The organism is Streptomyces sp. NPDC111628, assembly GCF_055635195.1.
This window is the reverse complement of the sequence record NZ_JBVKBZ010000003.1, coordinates 769,634-795,153: the sequence shown is the minus strand read 5'-3', so window position 1 is coordinate 795,153 and position 25,520 is coordinate 769,634. Positions and strand designations below refer to the sequence as shown.

The window sequence follows — 25,520 nt, the reverse complement described above, 5'->3', positions numbered from 1 at the left end:
GGACGGCTGTCCGTCAGACCCGCTGCCACAGGGCAGGGGCACTCGCCGGTGACCCGGCGCCCTGCGCCTGGTGGCTCTGCAGGCACCGGTAGCGCACGCCGTCGTAGGAGACGGTGGTGCCGGCCTCGTAGACCCGGCCCGCGGTCCACGCGTCCGCCGCCGCGTTGTCCTGCGGCGCGGGTGTCCCGGTGGCGGCCGAGGTGGTCTTCAGGGTGAGGCCGAAGTCGCTGAGCAGGGGATTGATCGGCTGGTAGAAGGTGGTCCCGCCGTTGGTGCAGTCGCCGGAGCCGCCGGACGTGGTGCCCTGCGCCTGGACGCCCGACACGAAGGGGCCGCCGGAGTCGCCGGGTTCGGCGCACACCGTGGTCTCGGTCAGCCCGTCGACGGTGCCCTCCGGGTAGGTGACACTCGTGTCGTGCTGCTGGATCGTGCCGCAGTGCCACCCCGTGGTCGAACCGGAACGGCACACCGAGGCACCCACGAGCGCCTCCACCGACCCGGCGAGCTGGATCTTCTCGCCGCCCTCGGCCTTCACGTCCGGCGTGGCGGTCCAGTCGGAGTTGACGCCCACCCAGGCCATGTCCTTGCCGGGGAAGGTGGAGGCCTGGAAGGTGCCCTGGTCGGCCTCGTTGTACCCGGTGGTGGTGGCGCCCGGGTCGCCGCAGTGCCCGGCGGTGGCGAAGCCCTCCTGGTCGTCCTTGGTGACCGAGAAGCCGATGGAGCAGCGGGCCTGGTCGTTGATGTAATAGGCGTCGCCGCCCACCAGGTCCTCCAGCACCCGCGGCTGGTCCGGCGAGACGCGGACGCCCACGTCCGCGGCCGGCACACCGGCGGCCTCGACGAAGGCGGCCGCGGCCGACTCGGCGGTCGCCTGGACCGTGACCCGGTTGGTCTTCACGTCTACGTACCAGACCGGCGTCTGCCGCGTCCGGGTGCGGACGGCGGCGGCGTCCAGCTTCTCCTTGACCGCGCGCAGCTCGGAGAGGTTCCGGCCCACGACGGCCGCCTTGGCGCCCTGTGCCTCGATGGCCGCGGTGTCCGCCGCGTCGGTGGTGGCGACGGTCAGCTCGGCGGAGGTCGCCCCGCTCACCCAGGCACCGGCGAAGCGGTCGCCCAGCGTGTTGCGCAGCATGCCCGCGCGGGTGCCCGCCTCCGCCTCGTTGACCAGCCGGGCCGACGCCTGTCCGGGCGCCAGCTTCAGGTCGCGCTCCATCGCGCTCAGCATGCGGGCCGGCGCGGTGGCGGTGTCGGGCGTGCGGGCCACGGCGGGCCGCGGTCCGGGAACGGGCGGCGGCGCCGCCGACGCGGCCGAGGGCAGTGCGGTCAGAACCAGGGCGCCGAGCGCGGTGAGGGCTGCGCGGCGGCTGCGCGCGGCATGTCTGCCGACCATGCGATGTGCCTCCTTCGGGCGCTGTGCGAGACAGCGGTGTTTTTGGCGGGCGACCGTGGGTCACGGCGCGCCCGCGGCGAAGTCACAGGCCTTGCCGCAAAGTTCCCGGGCGATGCCCGACCCCGGACTGTTTCGCGCTATGGGGGACGCCGTGGGTGCCATGTGCAGTACGCGGACGCCCTCCCGCCGGGCGGACCCGGGTCAGGCGGGCTTCAGCCCCGGTTCGCCCGCCTCGGTGACGAAGGACGCGGCCGTGGTCACGGCGGCGCCGGGCGTGCTGATGGCGGAGACCGTCTTGAAGTCGAGGTGGGTGGCCCGACGGCCGAGTTCGGCCCGGACGTAGCCGCGCTTGCCGTTGTAGAACTTCATGTGCGGGTTGGCCTTGAGATACAGGTCCCAGTTGGCGGGCTGCTCCACGCCGTCCCGGCCGCTGGCCACCGAGGTGCAGGTGACCTCGGTGCCGACGGTGGCGGAGGCCGGGTCGTCGAAGTCCTCCTTGACGTCGAGGGCGTAACCCACGTGCACGTCGCCGGTGAGGATCAGCCAGTTCTCGACCCCGGCGGCCTTCGCCCCGGCGACCACCCGGCTGCGCGAGGCCCGGTAGCCGTCCCAGGCGTCCATGGAGAGCGCGGCGTCGGTGGTCACGTCGAACTTGCGCTGGGAGAAGCACACCTGCTGGGGCATCACGTTCCACAGCGCGGTCGAGCCCTTCCATCCGTCGAGCAGCCACTGCTCCTGCGCGGCGCCGGTGATGGTGCGCGCCGGATCGTCCGACTCGGCGCCGGGGGCGTGCGGGCGGTCGTCGTAGGCCTGGTCGGAGCGGTACTGGCGGGTGTCCAGGATGTCGAACTGGGCGAGCGTGCCCCAGTGCAGCCGGCGGTACAGCCGGGCGTCGGGACCCTGCGGCAGCTGGGCGGCGCGCAGCGGCTGGTTCTCCCAGTACGCGCGGTACGCCGCGGCCCGGCGCAGCAGGAACTCGGACGGCGGGATGTCGTTCTCGGGGATGCCGCCCGCGTAGTTGTTCTCGGTCTCGTGGTCGTCCCAGGCGACCACGAACGGGTGCGCCGCGTGTGCGGCCCGCAGGTCCTCGTCGCTCTTGTAGAGCGAGTAGCGCAGCCGGTAGTCCGCGAGGGTCATCGTCTCGCGGTTGAACACGTCGGGCAGCGTGATGCCGGTGTAGCGGCGCTCCCCGCCCTCGGAGTTCACCGCGTACTCGTACAGGTAGTCGCCGAGGTGGAACACCAGGTCGACGTCGTCCTCGGAGACGTGGCGCAGCACGGTGTAGTAGCCGTCCTGGTAGGCCTGGCAGGCGACCGCGGCGAGCTTCAGCGACGGGGTGGCGCTGCCCGCCGCGGGGGCGGTGCGGGTGCGGCCCGCGGGGCTGAGCCACGCCCCGGCACGGAAGCGGTAGTAGTAGACGGTCCCCGGTGTCAGGCCCTTCACGTCGACGTGGACGCTGTGGTTGTACTCGGCGTGGGCGTCGGCGGTGCCCCGGGACAGGACGGCCGCGAAGTACTCGTCCAGTGCCACCTCCCACTCGACGGTGACGCGCTCCGTGCCCATCCCGCCGTCCTCCAGGAACGGCTCGGGGGCCAGCCTGGTCCACAGCAGCACCGAGTCCGGCAGCGGGTCGCCGGAGGCGACGCCGAGGGTGAAGGGGTCCTTGCTGATCCGGGCGGTGCGTTCGGGCGCGGCGACCGCGCCGCGGGCCGGCAGGTTGGTGGAGAAGGCGAGCGCGGCGGCGGCCGCGGTCACGGTGAGGAAGCGCCTTCGGCCGAGGTGCCGGGCGGCGGCGCCCAGCACGGCGTCGTGGGGGGAGAAGGCGTGCTCGGCCAGTGCGCTGGGTCGGCCCGTGGGCGCCATCTGGTGTCCTCTCGTACAACGGGGCGATGCGCGGACCCCGCATGTTAAGCAGACAAAACGCCTTAAACGGGCAGGGCTTGCGGAGTGATCACACAGGAGGAGGTACGCGCGTGTGGGCGCGGCCCCGCAACGAGACCGTGTGCGGCCTGTCCCTCCACCGCTCGCGGCTCTCCCGGTTCTCCGCCGTCGCCTGGACCGACGTGCTGCCCGAGTCCGGGGGCGCCGCCGACGCCGTCCGCCGGGGTGCGGACTGCCGGCCCGCCTGGCGGCGCGTCAACCCGCGCCCGTAGGGGCCGGACGAACCGTCCGGCCCCTGGGTCACGCGATCGGCCGCCTACGACGGCAGCGGTGAGCGGCTCACGCGGATCTTGGACTGGCCGTGCGGCCGCTTCTCCCAGTCCTCCATGAACCGCGCGTGCAGGTGGTGCTGGGCGGCCAGGGTGAGCAGCGTGTCCGTGCGGTAGTAGAAGTCCTCGCGGAGCACCTGGTGCTCGGTGCCCTCCGTCCGGTCGAAGGTGAAGTCGAAGAACCCGGTGTCCGTCAGGACGCGTCCGACGTGCGCCAGGCACTCGTCGATGACGTTCAGCGGCGAGTGCGAGAAGACGCTGTGGGCGTGAATGACGTCGAAGTGGTCGTCGGGCAGGAACTCCAGCCGGAGGTCCCCGGTGATGGTCAGGTGGGGCAGCTTGGCCTGGAGTCCGCGCTCGGTCAGGGTCTTCTTGGCGGCGATGAGGATGTCCGGCGAGATGTCGACGCCGTAGTAGTGGCCGGTGTCCAGGTGGTCGATGAACCGCCAGCCGCCGCGCAGGTTGCCGCAGCCGATGTCGAGCATGCGGTGCTCGGGGCGCAGCCCGTGCTCGACCAGGTAGTCGAACTGCATCTGCCCGAGCGCGAGCCAGCGGTCGTGGGTCTGGCTGCCCACCGCGGCCTCCGGGTTGCGCCGGGTGTCGGAGGCCATCACCGCCCGGTAGTAGCCGACGTGGTCGGGGTGCTTGACCCGCAGCCACGCGTCCCGGCCGGCCCGGCGGACGTAGGGGCCGACGCGCTCGGGGTGGCGCAGCGCGTACCCGACCTTGTGCGTGAGCGCGGCACGGTTGCTGCGCAGCTTCTTCGGGGACTTGGCGTCCTTGGGCATGGGGGAACGACCTCCGTACGAGGGTCTCGGACAGTGGGACTCGGGCAGTGGGACTCGGGCAGTGAGGGGTGCCGGTCGGGGTGTCAGACCCGGCGGCGCAGCAGAAGGACCGTGACGAGGACGAGGAGGAGGGCGAGGCCGCCGAGCAGCGCCGTGTCGGTCCACTGGAAGCTCCAGTAGTCGCCGGCCGGATTGGCCTCGTAGTAGCGGGAGACATACCCGTGCCGGGTCATGCACTCCCGCAGTTCACGCCCGGAGGGGAAGGCGCACTCCAGCACGGAGTCCCGGCGGCCGGAACCGGTGATCAGTCCGTAGTGCCCGGTGGACCACTTGTCGCCCATCGGTTCCTTGGGCCGCCAGCCGTCGCTGACGTACCGGTGCGGCGGAACCAGCAGGCGGGCCCGGTGCGTCCACTGCACCGCGACCGTCACCACGCCGGTGACCAGCAGCGTCCAGGCCATCGCGGACAGCACCCGGCGCGTCAGCAGACCGGCGAGGGTGCCCACCGCCAGCCCGAACAGCGCGGCGGCGACCAGGGAGGGCCCGGAGCCGGTCAGCGCGGTGGCCTCGTACCAGAACAGGCCGTAGCTGCGGTTGACCGCGGGCTCCCACCACCAGCGGAACAGCAGGGCCAGCGCGCCGGACAGCGCCACGGTGCCGAGCGCGGCCAGGGCGAACCGGGACGCGAACCACTGGGCCCGGCCGACGCCCTGGGTCAGGACCATCCGGTGGGTGCCCAGCTCCCGGTCGCGGCCCAGCAGCGGCGCGCCCCAGAACATGCCGATCAGGACGGGCAGCGCGATGTTGAGCGCGCCGAGCAGCCTGAGCGGCTCGACGTCCAGGAACCGGGGCAGTCCGTCCGGCGCCCGCGTGCAGTACAGCGGCCCGGGGTCGCAGCCGTCGAACAGCCCGCTGCGCAGGTCGTCGACCATGCCCGCGCGGGAGTACGCGGCGAGCGCGGCGGCGGCCAGCAGGAGCGCGGCGCCGCAGACGATCAGTGCCCGTTGCTGGCGCCAGGCCAGCCACAGCGTGCCCTTCACGCCGCCTCCCCGTTCGCGGCCGCGGCACCTTCCTGGAGGTGCCCGAGCAGGATCTCCTCCAGGCCGGGCCGCTCGACGTGCCAGTCGCCGCCGACCGGGCCGTGCGGGCGCACCAGGGCGGTCAGCTGCCGCCCGTGCGTACGACGCCGCACCACGGTGTGCTCCCGCAGCGCCGGCTCCTCGTCGACGTGCCCGGTGAGCAGGGTGTGGCCCTCGCGGAGTGCGTCGGCGTCCTCGTTCAGCTCCACCCGGCCGGCCCGCAGCAGCAGCACCCAGTCGCAGGTCTGCTCCAGATCGGGCAGGACGTGCGAGGACATCACGATGCTCACCTCGCGCTCCGCCGCCTCGGCCATCAGCGTCGCCATGATCTCGGCGCGCACCACCGGGTCGAGGTCGGCGAGCGGCTCGTCCAGCAGGAGCAGTTCGGGCCGCTTGCCGAGGGCCAGGGCGAGCGCCACGCGGGTGCGCCGGCCCGGCGACAGCTCGCCCACCCTGGCCGTCGGGGCGATGTCGCCCTCGCGCACGACCCGCTCGGCGACCGACCGGTCCCACGAGGGGTTCAGCTTGCCGCCCATGCGGAGGGTGTCGGCCACGGTGAAGCGCGGGTAGAGCGGCCTGTCCTGGGTCAGCAGGGCCACCCGGGTGCGTGCCGCGACCGCGTCCGGCTCGGCGCCCAGCACCCGTATCCGCCCGTGGGTGGGGCTCAGCAGCCCGCCGGCCAGGTGCAGCAGCGTGCTCTTGCCGGCGCCGTTGCGGCCGACCAGGGCGGTGATGCGGCCGCGCGGCACCGTGAACCCGCAGTCCCGCAACGCCCACTCGCCGCGGGCCCGGTAGCGGAACCCGAGGTCCGTGGCGTGCAGCGCGGCGGGCTCGTCAGGCCCGGTCATGCGTCCTCCTGTGTTGCTCGTCGTGCTCTTCGAGGGCCGCCGTGACCAGGGCGAGTACGTCGTCCCGCTCCAGTCCGGCCGCCAGGGCCCGTGCGACCCATTCGGCGACGTCCGCCCGCAGCGGCGAGTCGTCCTCCGCGCCCGGCCGCGCCAGCGACCGCGTCACGAAGGTGCCGAGCCCGCGCCGCGAGCGGACCAGGCCCGCCTGCTCCATGTCGCGGTACGCCCGGAACACGGTGTTGGGGTTGATGGCGGTGGCGGCGACGACCTCCTTGGCCGTCGGGAGTCTGTCCCCGACCTGCAGCACACCCATCCGGAGTGCCTGCTCGGTCTGCCGCACGATCTGCACATAGGCCGGGATGCCGCTCTGTCGATCGATCCGGTACTCGACCACGTCACCTTCCATGGTTTCATTAATTCATTAGTAGAAGCATGATCAGGTCGCGCCTCGATGTCAAACGGCGCCCTCCCTGGACTTCTGGTCCAGCACCTGGACGTGTAGTCTGAGTTGGATGAACGAACCCGCACTGGACGCCGAACGCGACGCCGTCCTCGCCGCGCTGCGCCCCGTCGTCGACGGGATCGCCGCGACGTTCGGACCGGTCTGCGAGGCGGTGCTGCACGACTACCGGCGCCCCGAGCGCTCGGTCGTGGCCGTCGCGGGGGCGGTGACCGGGCGGACCGTGGGCGGGGCGATGAGCGAGATCGGCATGCGCGTACTGGCCCGCGGCGACGAGGCGCACGACGAGCTGAACTACGTCACCCGCACGGCCGACGGCACCCTGCTCAAGTCCTCCACCATGGTGCTGCGCGACTCCACGGGCGCCGTCTTCGGAGCCCTGTGCGTCAACCTGGACGTCACCGCCGTCGACCGGGCCCACGCCCTCCTCGGCGCCCTCGCCGGGACCGCCCGCACCCCCGCACAGGTACCGGCGACCACCTTCGGCGACGACATCGACGCCGTGGTCGACGCCATCGTGGACGCCCACCCGCTGCGCCGCGACACCAGTTGGGCGGCGCTGGACCGGGAGCGGCGGCTCCAGCTGTTCCGCGACCTCGACGGGCGCGGAGTGTTCGCCGTACGCCGCTCGGTCGAGCACGTCGCCACCCGGCTCGGCATCTCCCGCGCCTCCGCCTACCACTACCTCTCCCAGGCCCGCGCCGACACCGGCCCGGCCGCCGACACCCCCTGAGGACATCCGTGACGACCACCACACCGCCGGTCACCCTCGACGACGTCCGCTCCGCCGCGGCCCGCATCAAGGGCGTCGCGCACCGCACCCCGGTGCTGCGCTCGCGCACCCTCGACGCCCTCGTCGGCGCCGAGGTCTTCCTCAAGTGCGAGAACCTCCAGCGGGTCGGCGCCTTCAAGTTCCGCGGCGCCTACAACGCGGCCTCCCGCCTCACCCCGGAGCAGCTCTCCAGAGGTGTCGCCGCCTACTCCTCGGGCAACCACGCCCAGGCGGTCGCCCTGGCCGCCCGTGAACTGGGCACGACCGCGGTGATCGTCATGCCCGAGGACGCGCCGCCCTCCAAGCGGGACGCCACCGCGGGCTACGGCGCCGAGATCGTCACCTACGACCGCTACACCGGCGACCGCGTGGCCGTCGCCGAAGCGCTGGCCGCCGACCGCGGACTGACCCTGATCCCGCCCTACGAACACCCGCACGTCATCGCGGGCCAGGGCACCGCCGCCCTCGAACTGGTCGAGGAGACGGGGGAGCTGGACGCGCTGGTCGCCCCGGTGGGCGGCGGCGGACTGATCGCCGGGAGCGCCACCGCGGTCAAGGCCCTGCACCCCGGCACCCGGGTGATCGGTGTCGAGCCGGAGGCCGGGGACGACACCAGACGCTCCCTGGCCGCGGGCCGGCGGGTCACCGTGCCGGTCCCGCGCACCATCGCCGACGGCCAGGCCCTGCCCACCCCCGGCGAGCTGACGTTCTCCCTCAACCGGCGTCTGCTCGACGGGATCGCGCTGGTGTCCGACGACGAGATCCGGGACGCGATGCGGTTCGCCTTCGAACGGCTGAAGACCGTCCTCGAACCCAGCGGCGCCACCCCGCTGGCCGCCCTCCTGAACGGCCGGATCGACGCCCTGCCACGTCGCGTCGGCGTGATCCTCTCCGGCGGCAACGTGGACGCCGCCCGGTTCGCCGAACTCTGCGGCACACCCCGCTGAGCCGCGTGCGTCCCCCGGATGGCGCCGCCGAGTTGACAGGCGGACGATGGAGTGGTGGGGACAGGGAAAGGAGGAGCGTCATGCTGGAGGCAAAGACGCTCGACAAGCCGGACGAGCGGCGCGATTTCCCCCGCGGGCACATCGAGGCCGTGCACATGGAAGGGCTCGACTTCGCCGTCGCCACCTTCGAACCGGGCTGGCGCTGGTCGGAGTCCGTGGCGCCGATCGCGGGCACCGACAGCTGCATGATCCACCACAACTGCTACGTGGTCGAGGGACGCATGCACGTCCGCATGGACGACGGCACCGAGAGCGAGGTGGGTCCCGGCGACGTCTTCGTCTGCTCGCCGGGCCACGACGCCTGGGTCGTGGGCGACGGACAGTGCGTCGTGTACGACTTCGCGGGCAGCATGGCGAAGGAGTACGCCAAGGCCGACTGACGCGCCGACCGGCCGGCACACGAGAGGGGGGGCGACCGCCACAGCGGTCGCCCCCTCCCTCTTTGCCCTATCGCTCACGCGGCCAGCGTCACCGCCCCCACCGCCGGTGTCCGCAGCACCCGCCGGGCCGTGCCCAGGCTCGTCCCCAGCGTCACCGTCGCCGCCAGCGCCACCATCGCGAGCCACACACCGAGGAACTGGTCCGGCAGCACCGCGTCGGTGCGGACCACCGTGAACGGCACCACACCGGCCAGCGCGGCCACCGTGCCGAAGAACACCCCCGTGACCGTGAGGATCACGCCCTCGGCGCCGACCACTCCCAGCACCTGCCCGGGTGTCGCCCCCGCCAGCCGCTGCTGACCGAACTCGCGCGAGCGGTACGTCGTCGCCGCGTACAGCGAGTTGATCAGCATCACGCACACGAACACCGCGATGATGCCGACCACCGTGAGGTTCAGCGTCTCCAGGTTCTTGGCGTCGACCGACTTGACCAGACCCGAGGCCTTCACCGCGTCGCTCTCCACCGACTGCATCGTGATCGTCGCCGTCGACACCGCGGTGAACAGGATCAGCGAGACCAGGATCCCGGCCATGTGACTCGCCCGCTCACGCAGGTTGCGCACGGCCAGCCAGCCGCTCGCCCCGGTCAGCGGCAGCCGGTCGAGCACGCCCTTCAGCAGTCGCGGCGACAGCAGGGCGAAACCGACCGACAGCAGGATCGCCCCGTAGGCCGGAGCCGCCATCAGCATCTCGTCCGTCGCGGAGAACAGGAATGTGGCACCGGCCGCCGAGGCGCCGGTGACCAGCGCCGCACCGGCCAGGAACCGCTTCGCGCCGGTCCGCTCCCGGCCACGGCGCGTCAGGCGCCGTACCGCCAGGAAGGCGGCGCCCGCGGACGCCAGCAGGGTGATGGACACACCGCTCGACAGCGCGAAGGTCCCGAAGGAGTAGTCCACGGACCGCGCCACCTGACCGCTGTCGTGGAACATGCCCAGCAGCGCCCGTCCACCGAGCATCGCGGGGCCGATCGCGAGGGCCGCGCCCACCAGCGCCACGGCCACCGCCTCACCCACGACCATCCGCTTGATCTGCGCCGGGGTCGCCCCCGAGCAGCGCAGCAGCTCCAGCTCGGCGGTGCGCTGGCGCACGTTGACCGTCAGCGTCGAGGCCACCGCGAAGAACACCAGCAGGGTCCCGTAACCACCGACGACCCCCGCCGACTTGCCCAGGGTCTCCGCGCTGACCGTGTCGATGCCGGCCTGCCCGGACGTGTCCTGCATCGAGTTGAACGTCATGATGATCACCGCCCCGAGAAAGGCGGACAGCAGCGTCGCGAGGAACCGCCCGGGGCGTTGCCGGATCGACCGAAGAGCCAGTACGAACATCATGCTCACACCCCCGCCGGCACGTCGTCGCCCAGGTGCGCCAGCCGCTCCGCGACCGCGTCCGGGGTGGGCGCGTCCATCCGCCCCGCCAGCCGGCCGTCGGCGAGGAAGACCACCGAGTCGGCGTACGAGGCGGCCAGCGGGTCGTGCGTCACCATCACCACGGTCCGCCCGTGCACCCGCACCGCCTCCTGGAGGAGCAGCAGCACCTGCCGGGCGCTGCGGGTGTCCAGCGCGCCCGTCGGCTCGTCCGCGAAGATCACCCGCGGTTCGGTGACCAGGGCCCGGGCGATCGCCACCCGCTGCCGCTGACCGCCGGAGAGCTGGTCGGGACGGTGACCGAGCCGGTCGCCGAGGCCGACCGAGGTCAGCACCTCGCGGGCGCGCCCGCGGTCGACGCGCCGGCCGGCCAGCTTGAGCGGCAGCACCGTGTTCTGCGCGACGGTCAGCGTCTCCAGCAGGTTGTACTGCTGGAAGACGAACCCGACCCGGCCACGTCGGAACCTGGTCAGCTCCGCCTCGCCGCCACCCGTCAGCTCCTTGCCGTCCACGCACACGATGCCGCTGTCCGGCCGGTCGAGGCCGGCCGCGCACTGGAGCAGCGTGGACTTGCCCGAGCCGGACGGCCCCATCACCGCGGTGAAGGTGCCGCGTCCCAGGCTCAGCGTCACACCGTCCAGAGCGGTCACGGCGTTCTCCGCCGAGCCGTACGTCCGGGTCACCTTGACCAGCCGGAGTGCCTCGGGGGCGGGGCCGGGGTCCTGGTTGCCTCGTGCGCCGGAGCGAAACATCGTGATCACCTTCCGTGTGGCACGCCCTGTGCGGTGCCTCGTGGAAGACGCTACGGAGAGTGGGGCCGGGCCACACTGGGTGCAGAACCCGTATCGGGGGGTGTACTCAGCGACACCCCCCGCGCTAGGAGCCGCCCACCAGCACTACTTCCAGGGTGCGCGGGCCGTGCACCCCCTCGACGCGGTCCAACTCGATGTCACTGGTCGCGGAGGGCCCGGAGATCCACGTCAACGGCCGTTTCGGGTCGAGGCGTCCGAGCGCCTCGGGCACCGAGGACACGACCTGGTCGGGTACCCGTACGACGCAGATGTGGTGGTCGGGGACGAGGGTGATGCGCCGCCGCCCCTGGTCGGGGGAGCCGTCCAGGACGATCGTGCCGGTCTCGGCGACGGCCACGGCGCAACCGGTGACCACGCTGTCGATCCGGTCGAGTTCGTGCGGGGTGCTTGCCGCCCGGTCCTGGACACGGGTCGCGTCGACCGTCTCCAGCCATCCCGGGGGCAGTTCCGGCGGGACCACGACGCTGCGCGAGCCGTGCGCCGCCAGGAGCCGCCTCAGCAGCTCGGGCAACTCCCCGTCCGCGCACCGGTGGACGATCGCCCGGTAGTCCGCCAGGTGCTCGGCGAGGAGGTCCACCGTCTCCGGCACCGACCGGCGCCCGTGCTCGCGCAGATAGTCCCGGGCCACGGCCTCCTCGTAGGGCCTCGCGTCGTCCGGCACGTCCGCCAGGGCGCGCCGTACCCGGCCCAGAATGCGTTCCCTGCTGTTCACTTCGCTCCGTCCTTCCCGCCGTGCGTGCGCTGCCACCAGTCCCGGAACGGCTCCGCGGGCACCGCAGGCAGGTCCCGGCTGCCGCTCCACGCCCGGCCGGGACCGGGCAGCGTGCGCGGATGCAGACGGCGGGTGCGCGAGGCCAGCCGCTGTCCGGTCCGCAGCGCGCCCGGACGCGTGAGGGCCCACTGCGCCGCCCGCATCGCCGCGCGCTCGGCGGCATGGCCCTTGGCGGGCTTCAGCACCACCCGGTTGCCCTGCCGGACGGCCGGTCCGCCCTGCACCACCCGTTCCCGCAGGTGCACCAGCACCTCGGGGATGTCGATGGCGACCGGGCACACCTCGTAGCAGGCACCGCACAGAGAGGACGCGTACGGCAGGGAGGCGTCGATCTCGCTGCCGGTGCCCCGCAGTTGCGGGCTGAGGATCGCGCCGATGGGGCCCGGGTACACCGAGCCGTAGGCGTGCCCGCCGGCCCGCTCGTACACCGGGCACACGTTGAGGCAGGCCGAGCAGCGGATGCAGCGCAGCGCCTGGCGGCCGACCTCGTCGGCGAGGGTGTCGGTGCGGCCGTTGTCCAGCAGGACCAGGTGGAAGGTGCGCGGGCCGTCCCCTTCCCCGGCCCGGCCGTCGCTGGTGCCGGTCCACATGGACGTGTACGGGTTCATGCGCTCGGCCGTCGAGGAGCGGGGGAGGGTCTGCAGGAAGACCTCCAGGTCCTGCCACCTCGGCACGATCTTCTCGATGCCGACGACCGAGATCAGCGTCTCGGGCAGGGTCAGGCACATCCGCCCGTTGCCCTCCGACTCCACGACCACCAGCGTCCCGGTCTCGGCCACCACGAAGTTGGCGCCGGAGATGCCGACCTTGGCCCGCAGGAACTTCTCCCGCAGGTGCAGCCGGGCCGCCTCGGCGAGTTCGGCGGGCGTGTCCGTCAGGTTCTCGGGCGCGGGGCGGCCCCACTCGCTCATCTCGGAACGGAAGATGTCCCGGATCTCGCCGCGGTTGCGGTGGATGGCGGGCACCAGGATGTGCGAGGGCCGGTCCTTGCCCAACTGCACGATCAGCTCGGCGAGATCGGTCTCGTAGGCGTGGATGCCCTGTGCCTCCAGCGCCTCGTTGAGGGCGATCTCCTGCGTCGCCATCGACTTGACCTTGACGACCTCCGACTCGCCGGTCTCCTTCACGAGGCGGGCGACGGTCTCGTTGGCCTCGTCCGCGTCGGCGGCCCAGTGCACCGTGCCGCCGGCGGCCGTGACCGCCTCCTCCACCTGCACCAGGTACCGGTCGAGGTGGCGCAGCGTGTGGTCCTTGATCTGCTTCCCGGCCTCGCGCAGTGCCGCCCAGTCGTCCAGCTCCGCCACCGCGCGGGCCCGCTTGTCCCGGATGGTGTGGGTGGCGTGGCGCAGATTGCCGCGCAGTGTCTTGTTGCCCACGGCCTCCCGGGCCGCGACGGGAAAGGCCGGCATCCCCACGAACGTCCCGCTCATACGGCAGCCTCCCCAGTGCTCGCCAGGATCTCCGCGATGTGCACGGGCCGCATGCCGGTGCGCAGCCGCGTCATGGTGCCGCCGATGTGCATGAGACAGGAGTTGTCGGCCGCGCACAGCACGTCCGCGCCGGTGGACTCGGCGTTGCGCACCTTGTCCGCGCCCATCGCCGCCGACACGTCGGAGTTCTTCACGGCGAAGGTGCCGCCGAACCCGCAGCACTCCTCGGCGCCCGGCAACTCCACCAGCTCCAGCCCCTTCACCGCCTCCAGCAGCCGCCGCGGCCGGTCGCCCAGACCGAGGCTCCGCAGGCCGTGACAGGTCGGGTGGTACGTCACCGTGTGCGGGTAGTACGCCCCCACGTCGGTCACCCCGAGCACGTCCACCAGGAACTCCGTCAGCTCGTACGTCTTCGGCACCACCGGCGCCAGCACGGTGGCGAGCGTGTCCCCGCGCCCCTCCGCCCGCGCCCGCTCGCCCAGCCGCGGATACAGCTCCCGCACCATCGCGCCGCAGGAGCCCGAGGGCGTCACGATCGCGTCGTAGTCCGCGAACACGTCGGCGAAGTGCCGGGCCAGCGGCTCGGCCTCGTGCCGGTAGCCGGTGTTGTAGTGCGCCTGACCGCAACACGTCTGGGCCATCGGGAAGTCGACCTCGACACCGAGTCTGGTCAGCAGCGCCACCACGGCACGGCCGGTGTCCGGATAGAGCGTGTCGTTGACGCAGGTCAGGAACAGAGCGACACGCATCGCGGCTCCTCGTGTTCGATCATCGGATGAATGATGAGTGCAGACTAGTCGGCCGAGCCGGTGCTGGGGACCCTCGGCTCACCGGTCGGCGAGTCGGGCCGCGGCCGCCCGCCAGCGCGCCGGGTCGCCGCGCGGTTCGTACCGGGTCAGCGGCTGGGTGCGCGCCACCAGCCGGCGCATCCCGGCGAGGTCGCCGACCAGTCCGTGGGCGCGGGCCTGCACCAGGACGTTGCCGAGTGCGGCGGCCTCCGTCGGCCCCGCCACCACCGGCAGCCCGCAGGCGTCGGCGGTCAGCCGGCACAGCAGCGCGTTGCGGGTGCCGCCGCCGACCACGTGCACGACGTCGACCGGATGCCCGGCGAGCCGCTGCGCCTCCTCGACGGCCGCGCGGTGGGCCAGCGCCAGCGAGTCGAGGATGCACCGGGTCACCTCGGCGGGCGTCTCGGGCACCGGCTGTCCCGAGGCGCGGCAGGCCTCGGCGATCCGCTCCGGCATCCGCCCCGGCGCCAGGAACGCCGCGTCACCGGCGTCGACCACCGAGCGCAGCTCCGGCACCCGCGCCGCCTCCAGCAGCAGCCCGCCCAGATCGGGGTCGCCCCAGGCCCGCACGCACTCCTGGAGCAGCCACAGCCCCATGATGTTGCGCAGGTAGCGGACCGTGCCGTCCAACCCCAACTCGTTGGTGAAGTTGGCGGCCCGGCTCTCCTCCGTCAGCACGGGCGCGGTCAGTTCGAGACCGGCCAGTGACCAGGTGCCGGTGCAGATGTAGGCGAACCGTTCGCCCGTGGCCGGGACGGCGGCGACCGCGGAGGCGGTGTCGTGCGAACCGACCGCCGTCACCGGCACGGGCCCCGTCAGCCCCGTCTCCTCCAGCACCTGCGGTCGCAGCAGCCCCGCCGCGTCCCCGGGCCGGCGCAGCGGCGCGAACAGGCCGAGGTCGATCCCCAGCCGGTCCGCGACCTCCCGCGACCAGTCCCGGGTGCGGGGGTCGATCAACTGGGTGGTGGAGGCGTTGGTCAGCTCGGTGCCCTGCTCGCCGGTCAGCCAGTAGGTCAGCAGGTCGGGGACGAGCAGCAGCCGCCGCGCCGCCGCGAACTGGGCGGTGCCCCGCGCCGCGACGAGCTGGTAAAGGGTGTTGAAGGGCGCGTACTGCAAGCCCGTCGCCGCGTACAGCTCCCCGGCGGGCAGCGAGGCCCACACCTGCTCCGCGACACCCTCCGTGCGGGCGTCCCGGTAGTGCACGGGGTTGCCGAGCAGCGCGCCGTCCGCGTCCAGCAGGCCGTGGTCGACGGCCCAGCTGTCCACGCCGACCGAGTCCACCGGACCCGCCGCCCGCAGGCCGTCCAGCACCCCGGCGTACAGCGCGAGGACGTCCCAGCGCAGCCCGTCGGGCGTACGGACCGGCCGGTTGGGGAAGCGGTGCGCCTCGGTCAGCTCCAGCCGGTCGGCGCCGACGCGGCCGACCATGACGCGCCCGCTGGACGCGCCGAGGTCGACCGCGGCGCACGCCTTGGCGTCGTCGGCGGTGCTCATCGCAGGAACGCGGCGGCGACACCGGCGTCGACCGGGACGTGCAGGCCGGTCGTGTGGGTCAGCTCGCCGCCGGTCAGCGCGAACACGGCGTTCGCGACGTGCTCGGGCAGCACCTCGCGCTTGAGCAGCGTGCGCTGGGCGTAGAACTCGCCCAGCTTCTCCTCCGGCACGCCGTACACGGCCGCGCGCTTGGCGCCCCAGCCGCCCGCGAAGATCCCGGAACCGCGCACCACACCGTCGGGATTGACGCCGTTGACCCGGATGCCGTGCTCGCCCAGCTCGGCGGCGAGCAGGCGCACCTGGTGGGCCTGGTCGGCCTTGGTGGCGGAGTAGGCGATGTTGTTGGGGCCGGCGAACACGGCGTTCTTCGACGCGATGTAGACGATGTCGCCGCCCAGCTCCTGCGCGGTCATCACCCGGGCCGCCTCGCGCGAGACGAGGAAGGAGCCGCGGGCCATGATGTCGTGCTGGAGGTCCCAGTCCTTGGCCGTGGTCTCGAGGAGCGGCTTGGAGATGGAGATCCCCGCGTTGTTGACCACCAGGTCGACCCCGCCGAAGGCGAGCACGGCCGCCTTGAACGCCTCGGCGATCTGCTCCTCGGAGGTGACGTCGACGGTCACGGCGACGGCCTTGTCGTCCCCGCCCAGCTCCTCCGCGACCGCCGCCGCGTTCCCGGCGTTCAGGTCGGCGACGACCACACAGGCGCCCTCGTCGGCCAGCCGCCGCGCGATCGCCTTCCCGATCCCGCTGCCCGCACCGGTCACGAGCGCGACACGGGTGGCCAGCGGCTTGGGCTGCGGCATCCGCCGGAGCTTGGCCTCCTCCAGCGCCCAGTACTCGATGCGGAACTTCTCCGACTCCTCGATCGGCGCGTACGACGACACCGCCTCGGCGCCGCGCATCACGTTGACCGCGTTGACGTAGAACTCGCCGGCCACCCGGGCGGTCTGCTTGTCCTTGCCGAAGCTGAACATGCCGACACCCGGCACCAGCACGATCGCCGGGTCCGCGCCGCGCATGGCGGGGGAGTCCGGCTCCGCGTGCCGCTCGTAGTAGGCGGCGTACTCCTCCCGGTAGGCCGCGTGCAGCTCCTTGAGCCGGGCCACCGCCTCCTCCAGCGGCGCGGTCGGCGCCACGTCCAGGAGCAGCGGCCGTACCTTCGTCCGCAGGAAGTGGTCCGGACAGGAGGTGCCGAGCGCGGCGAGCCGCGGGTGCTCGGCGCGCGCGAGGAAGTCCAGGACCACGTCCGTGTCGGTGAAGTGCCCGACCTGCGCCCGGTCCTGCGAGGCCAGCCCCCGGACGTACGGCGCCAGCGCCGCCGCCCGCTCCCGCCGCTCGGCCTCGGGCAGCGCCTCGTACCCCTCGACCACCGCGCCGAACGGCTCGGCCTTGCCGCGCTCGGCCAGGAAGGCCTCGGCGGTGCGGATGATGTGCAGCGAGTTGCGCTCGCACTCCTCGGAGGTGTCGCCCCAGGCGGTGATGCCGTGCCCGCCGAGCACACAGCCGACGGCCTGCGGGTTGGCCTCCTTGACGGCCGCGATGTCCAGCCCCAGCTGGAACCCGGGCCGCCGCCACGGCACCCACACCACGGTGTCGCCGAAGCACTCGGCGGTCAGCTTCTCCCCGTCCGCCGCGCAGGCCAGCGCGATCCCGGAGTCGGGGTGGAGGTGGTCGACGTGTGCGGCCTCGACGAGCCCGTGCATCGCCGTGTCGATCGAGGGCGCGGCGCCGCCCTTGCCGTGCAGGCAGTAGTCGAAGGCGGCGACCATCTCGTCCTCGCGCTCGACGCCCGGGTAGACGCCCTTGAGCGCCCGCATCCGGTCCAGCCGCAGCACGGCGAGCCCGGCCCCGGTGAGCGTCCCGAGGTCCCCGCCGGACCCCTTGACCCACATCAGCTCCACGTCACCCCCGGTGACGGGATCGGTCCCGGTGCCCTTGGCGGACGCGTTGCCACCGGCGTAGTTGGTGTTGCGCGGATCGGCACCGAGCCGATGGGAACGGGCGAGGAGGGCGGCGGCTTCAGGGTGAGATGTCATGACGGTGCCTTTTCGATCGAGGGGCGGAGATGCGCCCCGCAAGGGGCGCGGGGAACTGCGCGACCAGCCACATACGGCCCGCAGCCCGCGAACAACACAAACCCGGCAGACGCTTACGGACTAGGCCCCCCACCCCGCCTGCTCGCCACCAACCCGCTCGGCGACGACCTTCTCCGCCCACCCGCAGGAGCGATACGCCTTCATGGGCTCGGGGTCCAGCCCCGACTCCTCCCGCACCTCCCGAAGAATCGGACGCACGTCCGTGTCATACGCGTCCATCAACACCGCGTTGGCCTCCAGCACATCCCCCGAGCCCTGCGCGGCGGCCAGCGCCGCACCGTCGACCAGCAGCGCCTTCGCCGTGGCCTCCTGCACGTTCATCACCGACCGGATGATGGCCGGGATCTTCGCCTCGATGTTGTGGCACTGGTCGAGCATGAAGGCGACGTCGGAGGTGAACCCGCCCCCGCGCACCACCTCGTACATGATCCGGAACAGCTGGAACGGGTCGGCGGCACCCACCATCAGGTCGTCGTCGGCGTAGAACCGCGAGTTGAAGTCGAATCCGCCGAGCTTCCCCTCCCGCAGCAGCGTCGCCACGATGAACTCGATGTTCGTGCCCGGCGCGTGGTGCCCCGTGTCGACCACGACCTGAGCCCTCTCGCCCAGCTTGAGGCAGTGCGCGTACGCCGTGCCCCAGTCCGGCACGTCCGTCGTGTAGAACGCCGGCTCGAAGAGCTTGTACTCAAGGAGCATCCGCTGCCCCTCGCCGAGCCGTTCGTACACCTCGGCCAGGCCCTCGGCCAGCCGGTCCTGCCGGGACCGGATGTCGTCCTGTCCCGGGTAGTTCGTGCCGTCGGCGAACCACAGCTTCAGGTCGCGCGACCCGGTGGCGTCCATGATGTCGACGCATTCCAGCAGGTGGTCGACGGCCTTCCTGCGCACCGCCGCCTCGGGGTGGCAGATGCTGCCCAGCTTGTAGTCGTCGTCCTGGAAGGTGTTGGAGTTGATCGCGCCGATCCGTACGCCCCGCTTCTCGGCGTGCGCCGCCAGTGCGGCGTAGTCCTCGACCCTGTCCCACGGGATGTGCAGGGCGACGGTCGGGGCCGCGCCGGTGAACTCGTGCACCTTCGCCGCGTCGTCCAGCTTCTCGAAGGGGTCGCGCGGGACACCGGCCTGGGCGAACACCTTGAAGCGGGTGCCCGAGTTGCCGTACGCCCACGACGGCGTCTCGACGGCCTGGGTCTTGAGCGCGGCTTTCACCGCGGCGAGCTCGGTCACTTCGGCGCTCCTGTGGCATCGGGTCGTGGCCTGCTGTGAGTACGACCATGTGTGAAACGATTCAGAACGCGAAGCTATGAGCCGCTCGAAGGGGTGTCAACCCTTCCGGCCGCTCCGGCTGTTCGTGACTCCGTCGTGACCTTCGGGTATCGAAACTTTTTCGACCCGGAACCATTGACGTGACATACCCTCGCTGCCTAACGTCCCCGGCAACCGAGTTGAAACCTTTCACGACGCCGTGAGGGCCGTCCCGCCCGGCGTCGTCGAGGAGCCCCCAATGACCCACCCGTCCGACACGGGTTCGGCCCCGGTTCTGGCGCTCAGGGACGTCTCCAAGTCCTTCGGCGCGGTCCGTGCGCTGCGGGACGTCTCCCTGGAGCTGTTCCCCGGCGAGGTGCACGCCCTCGCCGGCGAGAACGGCGCCGGAAAGTCGACCCTCATCAAGACGCTGGCCGGAGTGCACCGGCCGGACGCCGGCCAGGTGCTGCTCGACGGCGCGCCGGTCGTCTTCCACGGTCCCGGCGACGCCCGCGACGCCGGCATCGCCGTGATCTACCAGGAGCCCACCCTCTTTCCCGACCTGTCGATCGCCGAGAACATCTTCATGGGCCGCCAGCCGCGCCGCGCCCTCGGCCGCATCGACCACAAGGCGACCCACGACGCCACCGCGGCACTCATGCTGCGCCTCGGGGTCGAACTCGACCCCGACAGGCCCGCACGGGGCCTGTCCATCGCGGACCAGCAGATCGTGGAGATCGCCAAGGCGCTCTCCTTCGACGCCCGCGTGCTGATCATGGACGAGCCGACCGCCGCCCTCACCGGCAGCGAGGTGGCCCGGCTCTTCGGCGTGGTGCGCACCCTGCGCGACCAGGGCGCCGCGGTGCTGTTCATCTCCCACCGCCTGGAGGAGATCTTCCGCATCTGCAAGCGGGTCACCACCCTGCGCGACGGCGCCTGGATCGCCAGCGAGCCCCTGGAGGACATGACCGAGGACGACCTGGTGCGCCGCATGGTCGGCCGCGACCTCGAAGAGCTGTACCCCAAGCAGGAGGTCACCCCCGGCGAGACGGCCCTCAGTGTGCGCAGGCTGACCCGCGAGGGCGTCTTCACCGACGTCTCCTTCGAGGTGCGCCGCGGTGAGATCGTGGCGCTGGCCGGACTGGTCGGCGCCGGACGCACCGAGGTCGCCCGCGCCGTCTTCGGCGTCGACCGCTGGGACGCGGGGGCGGTCGAGGTCGACGGCAAGCCGCTCGTCAACGGCGCCCCGTCCACCGCGATGGCAGCCGGTCTCGCGCTGGTCCCGGAGGACCGCCGCGCCCAGGGACTGGTGATGGACATGTCCATCGAGCGGAACATCGGCCTCACCGGCCTGCGCACGACCGTGAGGGCCGGACTCGTGGACCGCGGCGCCGAGCGCAGCCGCTCCCTGGACTGGGCGGTCAAGCTCCAGGTCAAGTACGCCCGCATCGCCGACACCGTCGCCACCCTGTCCGGCGGCAACCAGCAGAAGGTCGTCCTCGCCAAGTGGCTGGCCACCGGCCCCAAGGTGCTGATCGTCGACGAACCCACCCGCGGCATCGACGTCGGCACCAAGGCGGAGGTGCACCGGCTCCTTTCGCAGCTCGCCGCCGACGGCGTGGCCGTCCTGATGATCTCCTCCGACCTGCCCGAGGTGCTCGGCATGGCCGACCGCGTCCTGGTGATGCACGAGGGCCGGCTGACCGCCGAGATTTCCCGCACCGACGCCACCGAGGAGACCGTGATGGCCGCAGCCACGGGGAGGGCCGCCGCATGACGGTCACCACACCCGAGAAGGCCCCCGCGGCCGATGTGCCGAAGGCGGGCGCCACCCGGCTGGTGGACCGCGTCTTCAAGATGCGCGAACTGGCCATCCTGCTGGTCTTCCTGGTGATGATCGCCATCACCCAGGCCGGCAACAGCGAGTTCCTGTCCGAGCAGGGCATCAAGGACCTGCTGCTCAACGCGACCATCCTGGTCCTGGTCGCCACCGGACAGTCCCTGGTCGTCATCACCCGCAACGTCGACCTGTCCGTCGGCTCCACCCTCGGCATCAGCGCCTTCGCCGCCGGCACCTACCTCCAGGGCGGCGGCAACCCCGTCGTGGCCGTGCTGCTCGCCGTGCTGACGGGCGTCGGCTTCGGCCTGCTCAACGGCGCGCTGGTCAGCCTCGGCCAGGTGCCCGCCCTGGTCGTCACCCTCGGCACCCTGTACATCATCCGCGGCATCGACTCCATCTGGGTCGGCTCCCGGCAGATCACCGCGGCCGACCTGCCCGGCGGCTTCGTCGACTTCGGCTCCGGCGGCATCTCCGCCGTGCCCTGGCTGGCCATGATCGCCCTGGCGGTGCTCGTCGCCACGGCCTACTACCTCAAGCACTTCGGCAGCGGACGCGAGCTGTACGCCCTCGGCTCCAACCCCGAGGCCGCCCGGCTGGCCGGCATCCCGGTCCGCAAGCGGATCCTGGCCGCCTACACCTTCTGCGGCGCCCTCGCCGGACTCGCCGGCGCCCTCTACCTGGCCCGCTTCGGCAACGTCGACTCCGGCACCGGCAACGGCTACGAACTGACCGTCGTCAGCGCCGTGGTGGTCGGCGGCGTCGTCTTCACCGGCGGCTCCGGCAGCGTCTACGGCGCGGCCCTCGGCGCGCTGCTGCTGACCTCGATCAACAGCGTGCTGCCCGCCCTCGGCGTCAGCTCGGTGTGGGTGCTGGCCATCAACGGCATCCTGCTCATCCTCGCCATCGCCGTCGACCGGATCGTCGCGCTGCGCGTGGCCAACGCCCTGAAGAAGAGGAACGCCCGCCATGGCTGACAGCTCCCTGACGCGCGCCGTCCGATGGGACACCGTGGTGGGCGCCCTGCTCGTGGTCGTCCTGCTGCTCTCCTTCGGCTTCGTCGACGGCTTCGGCAACGCCCTCAACCTGTCCTTCCTGATCGGCAACACGCTGCCGATCGCGCTCATCGCCCTGCCGATGACGCTGCTGGTCGTCTCCGGCGAGATCGACCTGTCGGTCGCCTCCACCGCGGGCCTGTCCGGCGCGGTCATGGGTGCCCTGTGGAACCAGGGCATGACCATCGAGACGATCATCCCGATCTGCCTGCTGCTCGGCGTGGTCTGCGGCCTGGTCAACGGCCTCCTGGTCACCCGCCTCGGACTGCCCTCGCTCGCCGTCACCATCGGCACCATGGCCGCCTACCGGGGCATCGCGCAGATCGTGCTCGGCTCCGACGCGGTGACCGACTTCCCCTCGCAGTACCTGGACTTCGCGGCCGGACGCATCGACGGCACCTTCCTTCCGTACGCCTTCCTGCCGTTCCTGGTGCTGCTGGCCATCGCCGTGGTCGCCCTGCACGCCATGCCGTTCGGCCGGTCGCTGTTCGCCGTCGGCGCCAGTGAGGAGGCCGCGCGGTTCGCCGGCATCCGGGTCAAGCGGCAGAAGCTGATCCTGTTCACCCTGACCGGCCTGATGTCCTCCCTCACCGGCGTCTTCTGGGCCCTGCACTACGCCAGCGCCCGCTACGACAACGCCACCGGCCTCGAACTGTCCGTCGTCGCCGCCGTGCTCCTGGGCGGCATCGACTTCGACGGCGGCAAGGGCACGCTCGGCGGCGCCATCGCCGGTGTCTTCCTGCTCGGCGCGCTGCAGAACGTCATGAGCCTCCAGGACGTCTCCGCCCAGTCGCAGATCGTCGTCACCGGCGTCCTGCTCGTCCTCTCCGTGCTCGGCCCCCGGGTCGCACGGCAGCTCTCCCTCGCGAGGGCCGGACGCAGGGCGGCACCGACGCCCCCGCCCAAGGCGCCCGCCCCCACGCCGTAACCCCGTCCCCGGCTCCGTCCACCCTCGTAAGGAACCCACCATGCGCAAGTCGTCCATTCGCCGTACCTGCGCGGCCCTCGCCGCCGTCACCTCGCTCGCCCTGGCCGCCACGGCCTGCGGCGGCACCACGAAGGAGGACGTCAAGGACGAGGGCGGCAAGGCCGCCACGGCGGGCAAGGCCGACCCGAACGCCGCGACGAAGAAGGGACTGACCGTCGGCTTCCTGCCCAAGCAGGTCAACAACCCCTACTTCACCGTCGCCGACAAGGGCGGCGAGAAGGCCCTCAAGGAGCTGGGCTCCAGCTACAAGGAGGTCGGCACCTCCAGCGGCACCGACACCGCCGGCCAGGTCTCCTACGTCAACACGCTCACCCAGCAGCAGGTCGACGCCATCGCCGTCTCCGCGCAGGACCCGGGCGCCCTGTGCACCGCGCTCAAGCAGGCCATGAAGAACGACATCAAGGTCGTCACCTACGACTCGGACACCAACCCCGAGTGCCGCAACGCCTTCATCTCCCAGGCGTCCGCCGACGACATCGGCCGCACCCAGGTGCAGCAGATGGCCGAGCAGATCGGCAACAAGGGCGAGATCGCGATCCTGTCCGCCGCGCAGACCGCGACGAACCAGAACGCCTGGATCGAGATCATGAAGGACGAGCTGAAGGACCCGAAGTACAAGGACATCAAGCTGGTCAAGGTCGCCTACGGCGACGACGACGCCCAGAAGTCCTTCCAGCAGACCCAGGGCCTGCTCCAGGAGCACCCGAACCTGAAGGGGATCATCTCCCCGACCACCGTGGGCATCAAGGCAGCCGCGCAGTACCTGTCCGGCTCCAAGTACAAGGGCAAGGTCAAGCTGACCGGCCTCGGCACCCCCAACGACATGCGCAAGTACGTCAAGAACGGCACCGTCGAGGCGTTCGAGCTCTGGGACCCGGCCAAGCTCGGCGAGCTGGCCGCGCGCACTGCCGTCGCCCTGTCCTCCGGGCAGATCACCGGCAAGGAGGGCGAGACCTTCAAGGCCGGCGCCATGGGCGAGTACACCATCGGCAAGGACGGTGTGATCAACCTCGGCAAGCCGACCGTGTTCACCGCCGACAACGTCGACCAGTTCGACTTCTAGTCGCGGCCCTCAGCACTCGTCACGGGAGCGGTACTTCATGCAGCGCGTCTGTTTCCTGCTCAAGGTCCGCCGGGACCGCATCGCGGAGTACCGCGAACGCCACGCCGCCGTGTGGCCGGAGATGTGCGAGGCGCTCTCCGCCACCGGCTGGCACAACTACTCGCTCTTCCTGCGCGACGACGGCCTGCTCGTCGGCTACCTGGAGACCGAGGACTTCGCCGCCGCCCGGGACGGCATGGAGGCCACCGAGGTCAACGCCCGCTGGCAGGCGGAGATGGGCCCGCTGTTCGAGTCCCTCGACGGGGCCCGCCCCGACGAGGCGATGAAGCCCCTCACCGAGGTCTTCCACCTCGCCTGACGGCCCCGTATCGGGGTGGCCCGGGTACTGTGTGAAGGTCCCGCGGCCGCCCCCACACCCACCCCGACCTCGGAGGTCCCTGCCCGATGGCCCATTCCGTGGGTATCAAGGACGTCGCCCGCGCCGCCGGAGTTTCCGTGGGCACGGTCTCCAACGTCATCAACCGCCCCGACACCGTCGCGACCGAGACCCGGGCGCGGGTGCTGTCCGCGATCGACCGGCTGGGCTACGTCCGCAGCGAGTCCGCGCGCCAGCTGCGCGCCGGCCGCAGTCGCATCATGGGGCTGCTCGTCCTGGACATGGGCAACCCGTTCTTCGTCGACGTCGCCCGCGGCGCCGAGCGGGCCGCCCGCGAGGCCGGGCTCGGCGTGATGGTCTGCAACAGCGCGCAGAACCCGGGCGAGGAGGCCGAGTACCTCTCGCTCTTCGCCGAGCAGCGGGTCCGGGGCGTCCTGCTCACCCCCGCCGACGCCACCGGCCGCAACATCGAGGGCTTCCGGCGCCACAACATCCCCTTCGTCCTGGTCGACCGGGTCGCCGAGGGCACCACCGAGTGCTCGGTCTCCGTCGACGACGTCGCGGGCGGCGCGCTGGCCGTACGCCACCTCGTGGACGCCGGACACCGCTCCATCGCCTACGTCAGCGGCCCGCCCGGCCTCAACCAGGTGCGCGACCGCCGCACCGGCGCCCTCGCCGCGCTCGCCGAGGCCGGGCTCGGTCCCGACGCGCTGCGCGAACTGCCCACCGAGCGCCTCGACGTCGCCGCGGGCCGCGACGCCGGTGCCCGCCTGCTGGGCCTCGCCGAGCGGCCGACCGCCGTCTTCTGCGCCAACGACCTGCTCGCCCTCGGCGTCCTGCAGGCCATGTACGCCGCCGGGGTCGGCGTCCCCGACGACCTCGCGATCGTGGGCTACGACGACATCGAGTTCGCCGCCGCCGCGGCCGTCCCGCTCACCTCCGTGCGCCAGCCCGCCGTCACCATGGGCGCCATGGCCGCCGAGCTGCTCCTGGAGGAGACCGAGCTGGAGGGCACGGACCGGGCCCACCCGCACCGACGGGTCGTCCTCCAGCCGGAGTTGGTGGTGCGGCGCTCCAGCCTCGCCGCTCGCTGACCGGCCGTTCAGTAGATCCCTCCGTACGATTTCATGATCCCGGGGGTCGGCGGCCGCAGGACGGTGTGCTGAACTGGGACACGGCCGAAAGAATCGGCCGCCAGATCCGTCCGCCCCG

Annotated in this window: 24 protein-coding genes; 10 read left to right on the top strand and 14 right to left on the bottom strand. The window is 72.1% G+C overall.

Features of this window, described 5'->3' with window-relative positions:
- Positions 1-13: 13 nt before the first annotated feature.
- On the bottom strand, positions 14-1,390 hold the full coding sequence (locus ACZ7MF_RS18580; protein WP_471477854.1) for an alpha-lytic protease prodomain-containing protein: 1,377 nt from the start codon (positions 1,388-1,390) through the stop codon (positions 14-16).
- A 201-nt stretch (positions 1,391-1,591) separates the two neighbouring features.
- Positions 1,592-3,253 (bottom strand): alkaline phosphatase D family protein, encoded by a 1,662-nt coding sequence (locus ACZ7MF_RS18575; RefSeq protein ID WP_471477852.1) that lies wholly within the window; start codon positions 3,251-3,253, stop codon positions 1,592-1,594.
- 41 nt (positions 3,254-3,294) lie between these two features.
- Here ACZ7MF_RS18575 and ACZ7MF_RS18570 point away from each other — a divergent pair, with 41 nt between their 5' ends.
- On the top strand, positions 3,295-3,543 hold the full coding sequence (locus ACZ7MF_RS18570) for a hypothetical protein (RefSeq protein ID WP_471478880.1): 249 nt from the start codon (positions 3,295-3,297) through the stop codon (positions 3,541-3,543).
- A 44-nt stretch (positions 3,544-3,587) separates the two neighbouring features.
- Here ACZ7MF_RS18570 and ACZ7MF_RS18565 read toward each other — a convergent pair whose 3' ends face one another.
- From ACZ7MF_RS18565 to ACZ7MF_RS18550, 4 genes are all read right to left on the bottom strand, one after another.
- Entirely contained in the window at positions 3,588-4,388 is an 801-nt protein-coding gene (locus ACZ7MF_RS18565) for a class I SAM-dependent methyltransferase (protein ID WP_471477850.1), read from the bottom strand.
- Between the two features lie 83 nt (positions 4,389-4,471).
- A complete protein-coding gene (locus tag ACZ7MF_RS18560; RefSeq protein ID WP_471477849.1) occupies positions 4,472-5,428 on the bottom strand; it encodes an ABC transporter permease in 957 nt (318 codons plus the stop codon).
- Positions 5,425-6,315: an ATP-binding cassette domain-containing protein gene (locus ACZ7MF_RS18555; protein ID WP_471477848.1), complete on the bottom strand. Its 891-nt coding sequence runs from the start codon at positions 6,313-6,315 to the stop codon at positions 5,425-5,427. The genes ACZ7MF_RS18560 and ACZ7MF_RS18555 overlap by 4 nt, the downstream gene beginning before the upstream one ends.
- Positions 6,302-6,721 (bottom strand): GntR family transcriptional regulator, encoded by a 420-nt coding sequence (locus ACZ7MF_RS18550; RefSeq protein WP_471477846.1) that lies wholly within the window; start codon positions 6,719-6,721, stop codon positions 6,302-6,304. Before ACZ7MF_RS18550 ends, ACZ7MF_RS18555 begins: the two co-directional genes overlap by 14 nt.
- Before the next feature lie 106 nt (positions 6,722-6,827).
- Between ACZ7MF_RS18550 and ACZ7MF_RS18545 the strand changes: the two genes are divergently transcribed.
- The 3 genes from ACZ7MF_RS18545 to ACZ7MF_RS18535 all read left to right on the top strand — a co-directional run bounded on the left by ACZ7MF_RS18545 (position 6,828) and on the right by ACZ7MF_RS18535 (position 8,934).
- Positions 6,828-7,508 carry a helix-turn-helix transcriptional regulator gene (locus ACZ7MF_RS18545; RefSeq protein WP_356856247.1) on the top strand — a complete coding sequence of 227 codons (681 nt, stop codon included), beginning with the start codon at positions 6,828-6,830 and terminating at the stop codon, positions 7,506-7,508.
- 8 nt (positions 7,509-7,516) lie between these two features.
- A complete protein-coding gene (locus ACZ7MF_RS18540; RefSeq protein WP_471477845.1) occupies positions 7,517-8,494 on the top strand; it encodes a threo-3-hydroxy-L-aspartate ammonia-lyase in 978 nt (325 codons plus the stop codon).
- A gap of 80 nt (positions 8,495-8,574) precedes the next feature.
- Entirely contained in the window at positions 8,575-8,934 is a 360-nt protein-coding gene (locus ACZ7MF_RS18535; RefSeq protein ID WP_007389344.1) for a cupin domain-containing protein, read from the top strand.
- A 74-nt stretch (positions 8,935-9,008) separates the two neighbouring features.
- Here the strand turns inward: ACZ7MF_RS18535 and ACZ7MF_RS18530 are convergent, their stop codons facing one another.
- The 8 genes from ACZ7MF_RS18530 to rhaI form a co-directional block, all read right to left on the bottom strand.
- A complete protein-coding gene (locus ACZ7MF_RS18530) occupies positions 9,009-10,319 on the bottom strand; it encodes an FtsX-like permease family protein (RefSeq protein ID WP_471478878.1) in 1,311 nt (436 codons plus the stop codon).
- A 5-nt stretch (positions 10,320-10,324) separates the two neighbouring features.
- Positions 10,325-11,110, bottom strand: a complete 786-nt coding sequence (locus ACZ7MF_RS18525) for an ABC transporter ATP-binding protein (RefSeq protein WP_356856241.1) — start codon at positions 11,108-11,110, stop codon at positions 10,325-10,327.
- Between the two features lie 124 nt (positions 11,111-11,234).
- On the bottom strand, positions 11,235-11,882 hold the full coding sequence (locus ACZ7MF_RS18520; RefSeq protein WP_471477844.1) for a LutC/YkgG family protein: 648 nt from the start codon (positions 11,880-11,882) through the stop codon (positions 11,235-11,237).
- Positions 11,879-13,372: a lactate utilization protein B gene (locus ACZ7MF_RS18515; RefSeq protein WP_471477843.1), complete on the bottom strand. Its 1,494-nt coding sequence runs from the start codon at positions 13,370-13,372 to the stop codon at positions 11,879-11,881. The genes ACZ7MF_RS18520 and ACZ7MF_RS18515 overlap by 4 nt, the downstream gene beginning before the upstream one ends.
- On the bottom strand, positions 13,369-14,121 hold the full coding sequence (locus ACZ7MF_RS18510; protein ID WP_471477842.1) for a (Fe-S)-binding protein: 753 nt from the start codon (positions 14,119-14,121) through the stop codon (positions 13,369-13,371). The genes ACZ7MF_RS18515 and ACZ7MF_RS18510 overlap by 4 nt, the downstream gene beginning before the upstream one ends.
- 78 nt (positions 14,122-14,199) lie before the next feature.
- On the bottom strand, positions 14,200-15,654 hold the full coding sequence (locus ACZ7MF_RS18505) for a rhamnulokinase (RefSeq protein WP_471477841.1): 1,455 nt from the start codon (positions 15,652-15,654) through the stop codon (positions 14,200-14,202).
- On the bottom strand, positions 15,651-17,690 hold the full coding sequence (locus tag ACZ7MF_RS18500) for a bifunctional aldolase/short-chain dehydrogenase (protein WP_471477840.1): 2,040 nt from the start codon (positions 17,688-17,690) through the stop codon (positions 15,651-15,653). Before ACZ7MF_RS18500 ends, ACZ7MF_RS18505 begins: the two co-directional genes overlap by 4 nt.
- 120 nt (positions 17,691-17,810) lie before the next feature.
- Entirely contained in the window at positions 17,811-18,971 is a 1,161-nt protein-coding gene (gene rhaI, locus ACZ7MF_RS18495) for an L-rhamnose isomerase (RefSeq protein ID WP_471477839.1), read from the bottom strand.
- A 277-nt stretch (positions 18,972-19,248) separates the two neighbouring features.
- Between rhaI and ACZ7MF_RS18490 the strand changes: the two genes are divergently transcribed.
- The 6 genes from ACZ7MF_RS18490 (at position 19,249) to ACZ7MF_RS18465 (ending at position 25,402) form a co-directional block, all read left to right on the top strand.
- The gene (locus tag ACZ7MF_RS18490; protein ID WP_471477838.1) at positions 19,249-20,766 is read left to right on the top strand and encodes a sugar ABC transporter ATP-binding protein; all 1,518 of its coding nucleotides are present in this window, start codon (positions 19,249-19,251) and stop codon (positions 20,764-20,766) included.
- Entirely contained in the window at positions 20,763-21,803 is a 1,041-nt protein-coding gene (locus ACZ7MF_RS18485; protein WP_471477837.1) for an ABC transporter permease, read from the top strand. The genes ACZ7MF_RS18490 and ACZ7MF_RS18485 overlap by 4 nt, the downstream gene beginning before the upstream one ends.
- Complete coding sequence (locus tag ACZ7MF_RS18480; protein ID WP_471477836.1) at positions 21,796-22,809, top strand: ABC transporter permease; 1,014 nt, start codon at positions 21,796-21,798, stop codon at positions 22,807-22,809. Before ACZ7MF_RS18485 ends, ACZ7MF_RS18480 begins: the two co-directional genes overlap by 8 nt.
- 40 nt (positions 22,810-22,849) lie before the next feature.
- Positions 22,850-23,932, top strand: coding sequence for a rhamnose ABC transporter substrate-binding protein (gene rhaS, locus ACZ7MF_RS18475; RefSeq protein WP_471477835.1), 1,083 nt, complete (start codon positions 22,850-22,852; stop codon positions 23,930-23,932).
- Between the two features lie 37 nt (positions 23,933-23,969).
- Positions 23,970-24,290 carry an L-rhamnose mutarotase gene (locus ACZ7MF_RS18470; protein ID WP_356856219.1) on the top strand — a complete coding sequence of 107 codons (321 nt, stop codon included), beginning with the start codon at positions 23,970-23,972 and terminating at the stop codon, positions 24,288-24,290.
- Positions 24,291-24,376: 86 nt separating this feature from the next.
- Positions 24,377-25,402: a LacI family DNA-binding transcriptional regulator gene (locus ACZ7MF_RS18465; protein ID WP_471477834.1), complete on the top strand. Its 1,026-nt coding sequence runs from the start codon at positions 24,377-24,379 to the stop codon at positions 25,400-25,402.
- Positions 25,403-25,520: the final 118 nt, after the last annotated feature.

Excerpts from the sequence above, each read along its gene's own strand:
- ACZ7MF_RS18580 (WP_471477854.1), bottom strand. The coding sequence starts at position 1,390 with ATGGTCGGCAGACATGCCGCGCGCAGCCGCCGCGCAGCCCTCACCGCG.
- ACZ7MF_RS18575 (WP_471477852.1), bottom strand. The coding sequence starts at position 3,253 with ATGGCGCCCACGGGCCGACCCAGCGCACTGGCCGAGCACGCCTTCTCC.
- ACZ7MF_RS18570 (WP_471478880.1), top strand. The coding sequence starts at position 3,295 with ATGTTAAGCAGACAAAACGCCTTAAACGGGCAGGGCTTGCGGAGTGAT.
- ACZ7MF_RS18565 (WP_471477850.1), bottom strand. The coding sequence starts at position 4,388 with ATGCCCAAGGACGCCAAGTCCCCGAAGAAGCTGCGCAGCAACCGTGCC.
- ACZ7MF_RS18555 (WP_471477848.1), bottom strand. The coding sequence starts at position 6,315 with ATGACCGGGCCTGACGAGCCCGCCGCGCTGCACGCCACGGACCTCGGG.
- ACZ7MF_RS18550 (WP_471477846.1), bottom strand. The coding sequence starts at position 6,721 with ATGGAAGGTGACGTGGTCGAGTACCGGATCGATCGACAGAGCGGCATC.
- ACZ7MF_RS18545 (WP_356856247.1), top strand. The coding sequence starts at position 6,828 with ATGAACGAACCCGCACTGGACGCCGAACGCGACGCCGTCCTCGCCGCG.
- ACZ7MF_RS18535 (WP_007389344.1), top strand. The coding sequence starts at position 8,575 with ATGCTGGAGGCAAAGACGCTCGACAAGCCGGACGAGCGGCGCGATTTC.
- ACZ7MF_RS18530 (WP_471478878.1), bottom strand. The coding sequence starts at position 10,319 with ATGTTCGTACTGGCTCTTCGGTCGATCCGGCAACGCCCCGGGCGGTTC.
- ACZ7MF_RS18525 (WP_356856241.1), bottom strand. The coding sequence starts at position 11,110 with ATGTTTCGCTCCGGCGCACGAGGCAACCAGGACCCCGGCCCCGCCCCC.
- ACZ7MF_RS18515 (WP_471477843.1), bottom strand. The coding sequence starts at position 13,372 with ATGAGCGGGACGTTCGTGGGGATGCCGGCCTTTCCCGTCGCGGCCCGG.
- ACZ7MF_RS18510 (WP_471477842.1), bottom strand. The coding sequence starts at position 14,121 with ATGCGTGTCGCTCTGTTCCTGACCTGCGTCAACGACACGCTCTATCCG.
- ACZ7MF_RS18505 (WP_471477841.1), bottom strand. The coding sequence starts at position 15,654 with ATGAGCACCGCCGACGACGCCAAGGCGTGCGCCGCGGTCGACCTCGGC.
- ACZ7MF_RS18500 (WP_471477840.1), bottom strand. The coding sequence starts at position 17,690 with ATGACATCTCACCCTGAAGCCGCCGCCCTCCTCGCCCGTTCCCATCGG.
- ACZ7MF_RS18490 (WP_471477838.1), top strand. The coding sequence starts at position 19,249 with ATGACCCACCCGTCCGACACGGGTTCGGCCCCGGTTCTGGCGCTCAGG.
- ACZ7MF_RS18485 (WP_471477837.1), top strand. The coding sequence starts at position 20,763 with ATGACGGTCACCACACCCGAGAAGGCCCCCGCGGCCGATGTGCCGAAG.
- ACZ7MF_RS18480 (WP_471477836.1), top strand. The coding sequence starts at position 21,796 with ATGGCTGACAGCTCCCTGACGCGCGCCGTCCGATGGGACACCGTGGTG.
- rhaS (WP_471477835.1), top strand. The coding sequence starts at position 22,850 with ATGCGCAAGTCGTCCATTCGCCGTACCTGCGCGGCCCTCGCCGCCGTC.
- ACZ7MF_RS18470 (WP_356856219.1), top strand. The coding sequence starts at position 23,970 with ATGCAGCGCGTCTGTTTCCTGCTCAAGGTCCGCCGGGACCGCATCGCG.
- ACZ7MF_RS18465 (WP_471477834.1), top strand. The coding sequence starts at position 24,377 with ATGGCCCATTCCGTGGGTATCAAGGACGTCGCCCGCGCCGCCGGAGTT.